Origin of the sequence: Butyricicoccus sp. AM05-1 (genome assembly GCF_003474415.1) — a bacterium.
Classification (GTDB): domain Bacteria; phylum Bacillota; class Clostridia; order Oscillospirales; family Butyricicoccaceae; genus Agathobaculum; species Agathobaculum butyriciproducens.
Genome location: NZ_QUDG01000006.1, coordinates 1 through 12477 on the forward strand (window position 1 = coordinate 1; position 12477 = coordinate 12477).

Below are 12477 nucleotides of genomic sequence, written 5' to 3' on the forward strand. Positions count from 1 at the left end.
GTTTTCAAAGAGTTTTCACAACTTTTCGTTGTTCTTAACCGCTCATCGACAGCTTATTTAGTATACCGCAGTATACGCCTAATGTCAACACTTTTCTTTAACTTTTTCAAAAAAATATTTTACAGGAAATTTGTACACTCTATACATACCTATATAAATATGTCTCCTCTGTACAAATGCCCTGAAAATAGAACATCACCTGCTGCTGTACGCCGACAAGCACGGAAAATAATACAGCGCACCATCTTCCTTATGATATTTCAATATTCAGTTGTAATCTTTATCGCATATTGCTAATTTCTATACCGTATTTTTATCATTTCCACAGAAATTATGTGCTACTTTGTGCCTTTTTCGATGTAAACGATATGTATCGCACATACAAAAAATTTTTTCTTTATCAAAAATCACATTCAGAGTTAGTTTCTCCTAACTCATTGCAGGATTTTGTGTACTTTTTGTGTTGTTTATATGATACGGCCGTTCTTTCCTGTAAATATCAGGATTTGACACCACAAAATCTTTATGATATTTTATTACCTACTTATGAGTTAGTGTATGATAACTCATTGTGATCACGCTCCTTTCCTATGGAAAGGAAATTTTTTACCGGTATGGTTAGCCCAGTCTAACAACAAGGAGGAAAATATACTTGAACAAAAAACGTACCCTTGCGATGCTTTTGGCCGGAGCTATGCTCCTGCCAGCGAATGCATTCGCTGCCTCGCCTGAAGATTTTACCGATTTCCCAACCGACTGGTCCGCAGCCGGCCTGCGCAGCGCTGTACAGAACGGCCTGCTGAACGGCTCAAACGGCCAGATTAACAGCTCCGGCCTGCTGATCCGTGCCCAGATGGCTGCTATCGTCAACCGTGCCTTTGCCGCTCGCAAAACAGCTGACCTGTCGGTTTACAGCGATGCAAACACTTCCGCATGGTATTATAATGATCTCGAACTGGCCGTTGCCATGCGCACATTTCAGGGTGCAAACGGCAAACTGAATCCCGAAGCGCCAATCACCCGTGAAGAGGCTTTTGTTGTCCTCGCGCGTGCATTTGCACTTGAAAGCGGCGATACGTCCGTTCTGAACAATTACACCGATGGTGCTTCTGTCTCTGCATGGGCACGGAGCAGTGTAGCTGCATTGATTGAAAACGGCTATGTCAACGGTGCAAGTGGTAAGCTGAACCCGAAAACCAGCATCACCCGTGCAGAATTCGCCAAGGTCATCAGTGAGATGGCCAGCACCTACGCCGATGCAGACGATTCTCTGTCTGCCACGGTGGACGGCAGCGTTATTGTGCGTGAAAACGGCGTTTCCCTGTCCGGCAAGACTATCAACGGCGACCTTATCATTGCAGACGGTGTCAGCAGAATCGACCTGACGGGTGTTACTGTCACCGGCCGCATTGTACTGCGCGGCGGCGAAAGCGGTGTAACCTTTAAGGACACCAAGGCCGGCAAGGGCATTATCGCCAATACCGACATTGCGGTTTCCGGCTCGGTTGACAGCATCACAGTCACACAGGGTGCTGCCATTACCGTAAACAGCGGCGCGTCTGTCGGTTCCATCAACGTCAACGCAGAAGGCGTAAAGATTACCGGTGCAGGCAAGGTTGAAACCGTAAAGGCGAACGCCGATAACGTAACCGTTACCACCACCGGCACCAAGGTGACTGCCGCAAACGGCGTTTCCGGCGTCAAGGCAGGCAATAAATCGGTTGCCACAGGCAAAACCGAGACGGTCGGCGCGGCAGCTTCCGGCGGCAGTTCATCCTCCGGCGGCAGTTCGTCCAGCGGTGGTTCGTCTAACGGCGGTTCGTCCTCTGGTGGTTCGGTTGCACAGCAGAGTCTGGTCGTACCCGAGCAGACCAAGCTCATCGACATGAACACCGTTCAGCTCGGCGCACTGGGTCAGTTCGTTGTTGTCCGCTTTGAGGACGGCAACACGCTGGATAACTGCACACTGACCGTTGACGGCACCGAAATCAACGCCGGCTGCTCCAAGGTTTCCACCGACGGCAGCATTGTCAAGTGGCAGTCCACCGTACTCGACCCGAGCACGCTGACCGTTACCAATAAGACCACCGGCAAGACCCAGACCGTCAGCCTCGGCGGCAAGAACACGGTAAAACCGACCATTTCCGGTGTACCGGACGATTACTACTTCCTTGCAAACGGTCCGGTTTACGTCTGGGATTATCACCAGACCAACAAGGACGCCGCCGGTAAGGTACGCTATAATCCGACCCACACAACCATTGACCTGAAAACTGCCTCCAATTCGGTACGTTTCTACTCTCCGGACGCCGTTCTAAGCGAATCCGACGATAATCTCTATCAAGTTTCCGGCGAAGTACAGCTTATGTTCAACTATGCCAACGGCACCGACGCGGAAAAGGCGTTTGTGGACGGCATTACGAGCGTTGTACTCGTGCAGGACGATGAAAGTAACAGCGTGCTCAATAGCAATTTGAAGTGGAGCCTCAACAAGGCGCTGCCGCACGGTGTTGACGGCGCTACCGTTGCGTGCATCACTGTCCCACTCGGTCAGTCGAACTTCTTCTCGAACGGTCGCTACAAGCTGCGCGTGGTATCGAACGGCAATGCCGAGCTGTTCCCGATCCATGTGGTCAACGAGAAAACGCCGTCTCTGGTGCTGAGCGATACCGGCGCATACAGCGGCGTGAACACGCATTTTACGGTGAAGGATATGCTGTACGGCATCACCCAGCCGATTTACCGCGTAGAACTGCAGTATGCGGGCGATTCCGAGGTACAGGTGCTCAATAAGTTTGACGACTGGTATCTCATCGGCGATACCTTCGTGCTGTATAACGATACTACCAACCATCTGACGCACAGCGGAAAGTATACGCTGACCATCTACGCGAACGGCTTCAAGTCGTTCTCCCAGACCTTCTATGCCTACGGTGCAGATAAGCAGTCGGTTTCTCCGGCGGCGCGTGCCGCAGCGGCAGGCGTAGACGCGCTTTCCGCAGCGACCAGCGGCGGCGGCGGTGCCTCCTCGGATTCCGGTTCTGAAGGCGGCAGCAACACCATGAACGCAAATCTGGTATTCAGCGCCGACCTGCTGACCAACGCGAAGATCGTAGAAAAGCTGGGTCTGGACAACGCCAATGCAACCGCTATCTCCGAGCGCTGGGACAATATGCTCCATGACGCGGTTTATTATGAAGGCGCAGATAAGGTTTACACCAGCACAGGCTTCTTCGCTGCCGCAAATACCGCGCGTACCAAGGACAAGCTGCTCACCTTTGCGGAGTATGTCACCTCTGAGAACGCAGAAACCACACGCAACCGTCCGTATGCGGTAAAGAAGGTGCTGGAGGATAATCTGCTCGGCGAAACGACTTCGTTCAGCGAGGCGTCCTCTTCCGCAGCTCCTGACCTGACTCTGGTCAAGGAAGTGACCGAGGACGGTCAGACAAGCTACCAGTCCATCAACGAAGTAAATGAGGGCGAGGACGCAGTTCTGCTCGTTTCCGGCAGCAAGGCAGCGGCATATCTGGAAAAACTGAAAGAGAATGCCGACAGCCAGCTTTACCTCAACACCACCTCGGCGCTGAGCAAGGATGCATACTCCATCGACACCGAGAAGAACACCATCACCATTCCGGCAAACCAGCTCAAGCTGGGCGATAACGCGCTGACGCTGCAGGTCGATACCTTCCAGAAGGTGCGCCTGACGCTGACCGTTGCAAAGCAGCTAGAGAAAAACCTTTCTCTGTCGGTTGCCGAGACTACCGAATCGGGCAAGCCGGTCGTCGTATTCACGGTAGATGGCTCGAACGGTGATTTCCTCAAGAATCTGGCATCTGTTAAGCTGGATGACAAAACGGACATCGGTACTTACGGATATTACGGTTACGGTTCCGAAACGGCTTATTATGTAATCGGCAAGGATAACAAAACCATCTCTCTGTATAACGTACCGTCCGGTGAGCATACGGTTGCTATTTCGGCAAAGTACTATGGTGAGCCGCTGACGGCAAAGTTTACGGTTAATGCAAAACCTGCGGAAGCTGCAAAATCCGCACCGACGGTTTCCAGTGCTGAAAAGAAAACGGATACCAGTTATATGGGAACGTATTCCTACTATCGTCTCAGCTTCACCGGTCTGAATGCATCTGACCTCACAACATATCTGGCTAAAGTAAATCAGGTCAAGGTGAACGATACTGTTTTGACCCGCGGCTATTCCAGCAGCAGCCTTGCGGACAACAACTTCCGTCCGGCTGCAACCGATACCACTTATAGTACGTCTGCATACGATGTTCTCGATCTGCCCGTTAGCCTGTTTGCCAATGCCGGTGACTATAAAATCAAACTCACCGCAGATGGCTATACTGATGTAGAGTATACGCTGACGGTTGGTGATTCGAGTAGTTCCGGCGGCTCTGCGGTAACAGCACCGACCGAACTGCCGACGATTGAAAAAACTCAAGATTCTTCTGGCAATCAATATTACCTTCTGACATTTTCCGACGCCGCAGAGTGGCTGAGACAGCTTGACACCATTACGGTTGATGGTTCGGAATATAAAGTTGGCGGAGACCGCTTATCTACAAAAACATATCGCATTGATGCCGACAACCAGACTATTGCAATGTGTTTTCCCAGTGAACTTTGGTCCACAACTTATAATGTAGTATTTGTTGGCACAAATACCACTTCTAATTTGACTCTGAAAATCACCATTCCGGGATTTACCGGAGAACCTTCGGTGTCTAAGTAAGAAAAAAGGAAACCCACCCGGGTTTCCTTTTTTCTTACCTATATTCCCTCAGCAGCGCCTGACACCCTTCCAGTAAATCCTCCCATACAACATCAAAATCGCCGGTATACCATGGGTCAGCGACCTCTTTGCCCTGTCGGTCGGTAAAATCCAGCAGCAAATGCAGCTTTCCGTCCGGATCGCCGCCGCAAATGCGCTGCATGGTGTGCAGATTCGACCGGTCCATGCCAATCAGTAGATCAAACCTATCATAATCCGCGCGTGTCATCTGCCGCGCCGCATGCTGCCCGCACGGGATTCCCTGCTCAAGCAGCTTGCGCCGCGCCGGCAGATACACCGGATTGCCGATCTCCTCACGGCTGACAGCCGCCGATTCAATCTCCCAGTCATCCGCGACGTCTTCTCGCTTTACCAGTTCCTTCATGATATATTCTGCCATCGGACTGCGGCATATGTTGCCGTGGCAAACAAAAAGTATCCTCACCCAAACACCTCCTGCTGTTTTTCTCCATCATATCACACAGAGCCGCAATCGTCACGCAATTTCAAAACCCACCATCCCTGTGAACGGCATGCGCGCCTCGTTTTTTCCGTGCAAAACAATCCCCCGCCGAATGGAATTATACTCGCTTTCCATCCGGCGGGGTATCTCAATTATGAGGAGTTGTTCTTCATATTGCGGAAGCTGCGACCCTGCAATTCATCAGCCGGTATCGAAGAAGCCGTTACTCGACAGTGCTGTCCGCTTCTTCCGTGTTATCTGCTGTGCTTATACCATAGCAGATTTTCGATCATCCGGAACGTCTTTTTCACGAAATGCAGTTTTGCGGGAACGAAATGCAGAAAGGCCCTGCCCTAAAGCGAGAAATTGTCAGCCGTGTCGTTATGCAGATTCTTAATAAACAGGCATGAAAAAAGGTTTCCCGATGGGAAACCCTTTCATTTACAATTTTACGGCCGGTTAGAATGTAGGCAGATTCTTTTTCCATGCGCCGGACTTATAGAAGAACACCGACAGACCCGAGCCGAGGAACCAGCCAATCGGCCAGCTGAGCCAAATACCGTGCTCGTTGCCGACCACATAGAACAGTGCAATGGACAGCACCACGCGGATAATCAGGTCGGAGAACGTCGTTACCATGAACGGACGCATTGCACCGGCACCGCGCAGGACGCTGTCACACACGAACTTAGTGCATACGACCAGATAGAACGGCACGACCGTGAACAGGTAGCCTCGTGCGACATCGATAACACCGGAGGCACTACCCGCCGGAACAAACAGGCTGATGATCTTGTTCGCAAACGGCAGATAGATCGCCATAAACACCACGGACAGGCCGAGCGAATACACCGCACCCCATTTGAGACCCGGACCGATGCGGTCCATCTTGCGGGCGCCGATATTCTGCGCAACGTAGCTCGACAGACCCGAAGCGAACGACATGCAGCAGGTCAGCGCAAACTGGTTGACGCGGTTTGCCGCCGAGAATCCCGCGATAACGGTCGCACCGCACAGGTTGATGTAATACTGGATGACCACATTGCCGACCGATACGAAGCTCTGCTGTGCGATAGACGGCACGGCGTAGTTTGTCAGGCGGCGCAGCATTTCGGGCGCGAACAGCACGAAATGGTTGCCCGTATCAAACGAGCGCACACGGCGCAGCAGCAGCACAAACGCCAGAACACCGGACGCGCCCTGCGCAATAAACGTCGCCCATGCAACGCCTGCAACGCCCCAGTGCAGACCGGCAACAAATACCATATCCAGAATGACATTACCGACCGAGGACAGTACAAGCAGGATCAGCGGCGTTCGGCTGTCGCCCATGGCATTGAAGATACCCGTACACACGTTATAGATAAACAGGAACAGCAGACCGAACACATACACGCGCAGATACAGTGAGCCGTCCGCAAAGATATTCTCCGGCGTGGACAGCGCGTTCATGATGCCGTGCGTACCGATGGCTCCGATCAGCGTCAGCAGCAGCGCTACCGTCGTGGTGGTGAGCAGTGCGGTCGAGATGGCGGTCTTCATGCGCAGATAGCGCTTTGCGCCGAACAGCTGCGAGACGAGTACGCCGGTACCGATGTTGATACCGGTTGCAACCGCAACGAACAGCTGCGTGATCGGATAGCTGGCGCCGACAGCGGCCAGCGCCAGCTCACCGGCTTCTACAGTTTCGGCAAAACGGCCTACGATGATGGAGTCAGCCATCTGGTACAGCTGTTGGAACGCAACGCTGAGCAGCAGCGGAATCGAGAACCAGAACAGCTTCTGCGACGGTTTTCCGACGGTAAGGTCAGTGGTCAAATGGGATACCTTCTTTCGGGAGTCTGCTTATCCAGTTTTGACCGGATAAAATGGGGTTTATTGCAATTTTATGCTCTCCCCGAAGGGAGAGCATCATTTTGCGACTTTAATTGACGTTGTTACGCCTTTTTCTTCTGACGTGCGGTAATAACCGCAATAGTGAGCACCAACAGTACCGCACCTACGCCAAGCGCCAGAATGCCGTTTCCGGTCACACCGCCGACGAGGAAGCCGACAAAGCTCATCGCCGCGATCATCAGCGCGTACGGCATCTGCGTGGAAACGTGATCAATATGGTTGCACTGTGCACCCGCGGATGCGAGGATGGTCGTATCCGAAATCGGCGAGATGTGGTCGCCGCAGACCGCACCGGACAGGCAGGCTGCCACGGTCATGACCAGCATGGTGGACGGTGCATCGCCAAATACCGCAATAGCAATCGGAATCAGGATGCTGAACGTGCCCCAGGAGGTACCGGTCGCAAAGGCCAGACCGAGCGCGATGAGGAAGAATACCGCCGGCATGAACATACCGATGGTGGATTCCGCATTCACCACAGAGGATACGAATCCGCCGATGTTGAGGTACTCGTCACGGCACACACCGGACAGCGTCCACGCGAGCGTCAGGATGAGAATGGCCGGAACCATTGCCTTGAAGCCCTCGGTAAACGCCTCACAGAACTGGCCAAAGGACAGCACCTTGCGCGGGATGTACAGCACAAAGGTGAACAGCAGCGTGAAGAACGAGCCGAGCACCAGCGCGGTGGAAGAATCGCAGTTTGCGAACGCCTCAACAACGTTTGCGCCGTCCAGAATGCCGCCGGTGTACAGCATGCCTGCAATGCAGAGCACGATCAGTACGCTGATCGGCAGGATCAGGTCGTAAACCTTGCCCGAGCCGGCTACAACGTGGGTCTCCTCAATCAGAGAGAGATCGTCATCCTTGTGTGCAAGCTCGTACTTTTTCATCGGGCCGAAGTCGAAATCAGCAGCCATCAGCCAGATGAGGAACGCCAGCGTGAGCAGCGCGTACAGGTTCAACGGGATGGTCTTGAGGAACAGCGAGAAGCCGTCCAGCGTGCTCGATTCCGGCAGGGACGAGCCGACCGCCGCCGCCCACGAGGAGATCGGCGCGATGATGCAGACCGGAGCCGCCGTTGCATCAATGATGTACGCTAGCTTTGCCCGGGAAATGCTGTACTTGTCCGTCACCGGGCGCATGACCGTGCCGACGGTGAGGCAGTTGAAGTAATCGTCCACGAAAATGAACATTCCGAGGAACGAGGTCGCAAACGACGCGCCGCGCCGGCTGCGGATGGTCTTGACCGCCCACTCACCGTATGCGCGTGATGCGCCCGATTTGGTGATGAGCGATACCAGAATACCGAGCAGTACGAGGAAGATACAAATATTGATATTATCTCCCAATTTACTGCCCATGATGGTGAAAGTCGTCTCGACGGCTTTCAGCGGATGGAAGCCCGTATAGAGCAGCGCACCCGAAAGAATACCGATCATCAGCGAGGAGTAAACCTCCTTCGTAATCAGTGCAAGCGCGATTGCGATGATCGGCGGCAGCAGTGTCCAAACAGTTGCCGTAACGTCCATTCCTTATTTCCCCCTTATACACAGACAAATCGTGTCCGCAATTCCATTCTATTTTATATGGATTTAACCGGATTTACAAGTGCTAATCCGGTTTTTTCCGTCCGAAAAGATATTTTTGTGCAACTTGCAATGGTTTAACGTCATAAATTGCGTTTATAGCGACACCATTCCGCAATCACCTGCCGCCGAAGCGCCAGCACGCCCGCCAGATTAGGCAGTGCCATCAGGCCGTTGAACGTGTCGCTGAGCGCCCACACCGGCTCAAGCCGCATCATGCAGCCCGCTACCGCCGCCAGAAGAAAGGCCGCCTTGTAGACCGGAATCACCCGCTCCCCCATCAAATAGGCCGCTGCACGCTGTCCGTAATATGACCAGCCGAGCAGGGTCGAGAATGCAAACAGTGCGAGCGACACCGCAACGAATCCCCTGCCAAACCGTCCGAATACGGTGGAGAACGCCTCTGCGGTAAGCTGTGCACCGGTTGTCAGCTGAGAAAGCAAAGGCGTGCCAGACGCGAGCGCGTAGCGGCTTACGTCGTATACCCCGCTCGTGAGAATGACGAACGCGGTGACACTGCACATCACAATCGTGTCGAAGAACACCTCAAAAACCGCCCACATCCCCTGTTCACACGGCTCTTTTGCGTCTGCGGCAGCATGCACCATGACGGATGAGCCCAGCCCGGCTTCATTTGAAAATACGCCGCGCGACACGCCCGCCCGGACGGCCTGCGTCATGCCGTAGCCGAGCACGCCGCCTGTGCCCGCCCGCGTATCGAATGCCATCGAGCAAATCTGCGCGAACGCCTGCGGCAGCGCCGCCCGATGCACCCACAGCACAACGACCGCACCGCCCATGTAGAACAGCGCCATGAACGGTACGAGCGTTTCCGTCACGCGGGACAGCCGTTTAAGGCCGCCGAGCAGCACCGCGCCGAGCAAAACCGCTGTCACCGCACCGACGATCCCGCTCGGTATGCCGAACGAGCCGGAAAGTCCCTGCGCGATTGAGTTGCACTGGCTCATGTTGCCGATACCGAACGAGGCCAGCACACAGAACAGCGCAAAGGCTCCCGCCAATAGCGGACTGCGCAGACCGTTTTTCAGGTACAGCATGGCTCCTCCGCGCCAGCTGCCGTCGCTCCCCTTTTCACGGTAGAGCATGCCGAGCGTGTTCTCCGCGAACGCAGTCATCATGCCGACAAAGGCGCTCACCCACAGCCAGAATACCGCGCCCGGACCGCCGAGCGTCAGCGCGGTTGCCACACCGGCGATGTTGCCCGTGCCGACCGTCGCGGCAAGCGCAGTGCACATGGCCGCAAACGGCGAAACGCCGCCGCTTGTCCGTCTTGCGGCACTGGTAAAGCAGGAAAACAGTGTTTTCCGCAGCCAGAGCATGCAGTACCGCACCTGAAAAACTCCGGTCACCGCCGTGAAGTACAATCCGGTGCCGAGCAGCAAAATCAGCATGGGCGCGCCCCATATCAGGCCGCGCAGCCGCTCATTTACCTGTAAGATATCGTCCATCGGCATCCCACCTCTCCCCTGTTCCTCATTATATGAACCGGATTTCAGCGGCAGAACGCCCATAATCACTCATTTCTAACGACTAATTCCTACTTCAAACAACAGAAAGCCGCCCAGACAGGCGGCTTTCTGTTATTTGCGAAATTATTCCATCAGACCAACGCAGTCGAAGTACGGCTTCTCTGCGATTTTGTCCTTGTTCTCCTTGAACAGTGTGTGACCAAGTGTGATGACCAGATAATCTGCCTTGAGAACCTCCTCGAACGATACGTTTGGGATGTTCTGCACCTCAGTGTCCTTGGCGAACGGCTCGCACGCGATAACCTTTACGCCCTTTTCCTGCAGAATGTGGCACAGCTCGATGGACGGCGACTCACGCAGATCGTCAACGTCCGGCTTGTAGGACAAGCCAAGCACGCCGACCGTGTCGGTTACCTTCTTCATCCTGGCTACAACCTTGTCAGCGACGAAGTGCGGCTTGTTCTCGTTGCGCTCGCGTGCCGCAAGGATAACCTTCGCCTCCGCCGGGAACTGCTCATAGATAAACCACGGGTCAACTGCGATGCAGTGGCCGCCAACGCCGACACCCGGGGTCAGGATGTTAACGCGCGGATGGCAGTTTGCCAGCTTGATCAGCTCAAATACGTCAATGCCCATCTTGTCGCAGATGACGGACAGCTCGTTTGCGTAAGCGATATTGACATCACGGAAGGTATTCTCGGTCAGCTTGCACATTTCGGCGGTCAGGTCGTCGGTCTTGTGAACGACACCCTTCTCAAGCACCTTCTCGTAGATGGATGCCGCCATTTCGGCAGCCTCCGGCGTGCGGGCGCCGACGATGCGGTCATTGTTCTTCAGCTCGTACATCATGTTGCCCGGGATAACGCGCTCCGGACAATGTGCAACGTGAATCTCATTCATCGGAATGCCGGATTCCTCGCTCAGTACGCGCGCGAGCATCTCGGAGGTGTGCGGCGGCACGGTGGACTCCAGAATGACCAGATTGGACGGCTCGAGCACCTTGCCTGCCATACGTCCTGCAGACTCTACAAAGCGCAAATCAGCCTTGTGGCTGCCGTTCTCGTCCTTAAAAAACGGCGTCGGAACCGAAATATAGAATACATCGGACTTGCCAAGCTCTTCGGAAAAATGCAGATGACCGTGTGCAACAGCCTTTTCAAAGGCTTCCTGCAGACCCGGCTCTACAATATGGATATGACCACCCTGCAGGGTCTCGATGGTATTTTTGTTTACGTCAAAGCCGCAGACCTCAAAACCGGCCTCAGCCAGCGTGATCGCCGTCGGCAGGCCGATATAACCCAGTCCCATGACAGTAATTTTCATAATTTTCGTACCTCGTTCAGCATAATCTTCTTACATTATACCACTTTTTTCACGGAATTCAACGTAGTGTTTGAATTTTCACCGAAAAGAGTCTATAATGATACTATCGTTCGTTTATGCAAGTATCATAAACGACTGTCGGAACCTTTTATCTTCCGATTGCATATACTGCTTTATACCCCTAAAGTTTGGAAGGGATACTATGATTTTTAAGGGATTGCTCGAGGATGCACGCTCGATCCGGGACCGTGACCCGGCAGCACGCACCACATTGGAAGTTGTTTTGCTCTATCAGGGCTTTCACGCCCTGTTTTACCACCGTCAGGCGCACTGGCTGTACAAACACAAGCATTTCTTTCTTGCGCGTGCGCTGTCGCAGTTTGCACGGCATATGACCGGTATTGAGATCCACCCGGGCGCCAAGATCGGCAAACGCCTGTTTATTGACCACGGCATGGGCATCGTTATCGGTGAAACCGCTGAGATTGGCGACGACTGCACGATTTACCACGGTGTAACGCTCGGCGGTACCGGTCACGACACCGGCAAGCGTCACCCGACCATCGGCAACAACGTGCTCATTTCGACCGGCGCGAAGGTTCTCGGACCGTTCAAGGTGGGTGACAACAGCCGTATCGGCGCGAATGCTGTCGTACTGCAGGAGGTTCCGCCGGATTCCACGGTTGTCGGCATCAAGGCGCGCGTCGTCAAGATTGCCGGCCAGCGTGTCGGTCCGTCTCCGGCGTATGCGCTCGACCAGATCAACCTGCCGGACCCGCTTGCACAGGAACTGTGCCGTCTGCAGAACCGTGTTTACGCCAACGAGCAGAAGCTCAAAAAGGAAGAGGAACGCGAGCGCGAAGCCGACAAATAATACACATAAAAACAAGCCCTTCGGTGCAAACTGTCACCGGAGGG

At 53.9% G+C, this 12477-nt stretch carries 7 protein-coding genes; 2 read left to right on the top strand and 5 right to left on the bottom strand.

Annotated features, from left to right (window positions below; translation table 11 throughout):
* Nucleotides 1-652 precede the first annotated feature (652 nt).
* Complete coding sequence (locus tag DW088_RS09540) at nucleotides 653-4759, top strand: S-layer homology domain-containing protein (RefSeq protein ID WP_118360535.1); 4107 nt, start codon at nucleotides 653-655, stop codon at nucleotides 4757-4759.
* A 34-nt stretch (nucleotides 4760-4793) separates the two neighbouring features.
* Here the strand turns inward: DW088_RS09540 and DW088_RS09545 are convergent, their stop codons facing one another.
* The 5 genes from DW088_RS09545 to DW088_RS09565 all read right to left on the bottom strand — a co-directional run bounded on the left by DW088_RS09545 (nucleotide 4794) and on the right by DW088_RS09565 (nucleotide 11559).
* Nucleotides 4794-5243, bottom strand: a complete 450-nt coding sequence (locus tag DW088_RS09545; protein ID WP_118360536.1) for a low molecular weight protein-tyrosine-phosphatase — start codon at nucleotides 5241-5243, stop codon at nucleotides 4794-4796.
* 477 nt (nucleotides 5244-5720) lie between these two features.
* Nucleotides 5721-7079 carry an MATE family efflux transporter gene (locus DW088_RS09550; protein ID WP_118360537.1) on the bottom strand — a complete coding sequence of 453 codons (1359 nt, stop codon included), beginning with the start codon at nucleotides 7077-7079 and terminating at the stop codon, nucleotides 5721-5723.
* A gap of 119 nt (nucleotides 7080-7198) precedes the next feature.
* Nucleotides 7199-8689: a Na+/H+ antiporter NhaC family protein gene (locus DW088_RS09555; RefSeq protein ID WP_118360538.1), complete on the bottom strand. Its 1491-nt coding sequence runs from the start codon at nucleotides 8687-8689 to the stop codon at nucleotides 7199-7201.
* A gap of 140 nt (nucleotides 8690-8829) precedes the next feature.
* Nucleotides 8830-10215 (bottom strand): alanine/glycine:cation symporter family protein, encoded by a 1386-nt coding sequence (locus DW088_RS09560; protein WP_118360644.1) that lies wholly within the window; start codon nucleotides 10213-10215, stop codon nucleotides 8830-8832.
* 144 nt (nucleotides 10216-10359) lie between these two features.
* On the bottom strand, nucleotides 10360-11559 hold the full coding sequence (locus tag DW088_RS09565; RefSeq protein ID WP_118360539.1) for a nucleotide sugar dehydrogenase: 1200 nt from the start codon (nucleotides 11557-11559) through the stop codon (nucleotides 10360-10362).
* Between the two features lie 97 nt (nucleotides 11560-11656).
* Between DW088_RS09565 and epsC the strand changes: the two genes are divergently transcribed.
* Nucleotides 11657-12433 carry a serine O-acetyltransferase EpsC gene (gene epsC, locus DW088_RS09570; protein ID WP_118360540.1) on the top strand — a complete coding sequence of 259 codons (777 nt, stop codon included), beginning with the start codon at nucleotides 11657-11659 and terminating at the stop codon, nucleotides 12431-12433.
* Nucleotides 12434-12477: the final 44 nt, after the last annotated feature.

What these genes read in the sequence shown, in the direction of transcription:
- DW088_RS09555 (WP_118360538.1), bottom strand. Translation starts at nt 8,689, where the DNA reads ATGGACGTTACGGCAACTGTTTGGACACTGCTGCCGCCGATCATCGCA.
- DW088_RS09560 (WP_118360644.1), bottom strand. Translation starts at nt 10,215, where the DNA reads ATGGACGATATCTTACAGGTAAATGAGCGGCTGCGCGGCCTGATATGG.
- DW088_RS09565 (WP_118360539.1), bottom strand. Translation starts at nt 11,559, where the DNA reads ATGAAAATTACTGTCATGGGACTGGGTTATATCGGCCTGCCGACGGCG.
- epsC (WP_118360540.1), top strand. Translation starts at nt 11,657, where the DNA reads ATGATACTATCGTTCGTTTATGCAAGTATCATAAACGACTGTCGGAAC.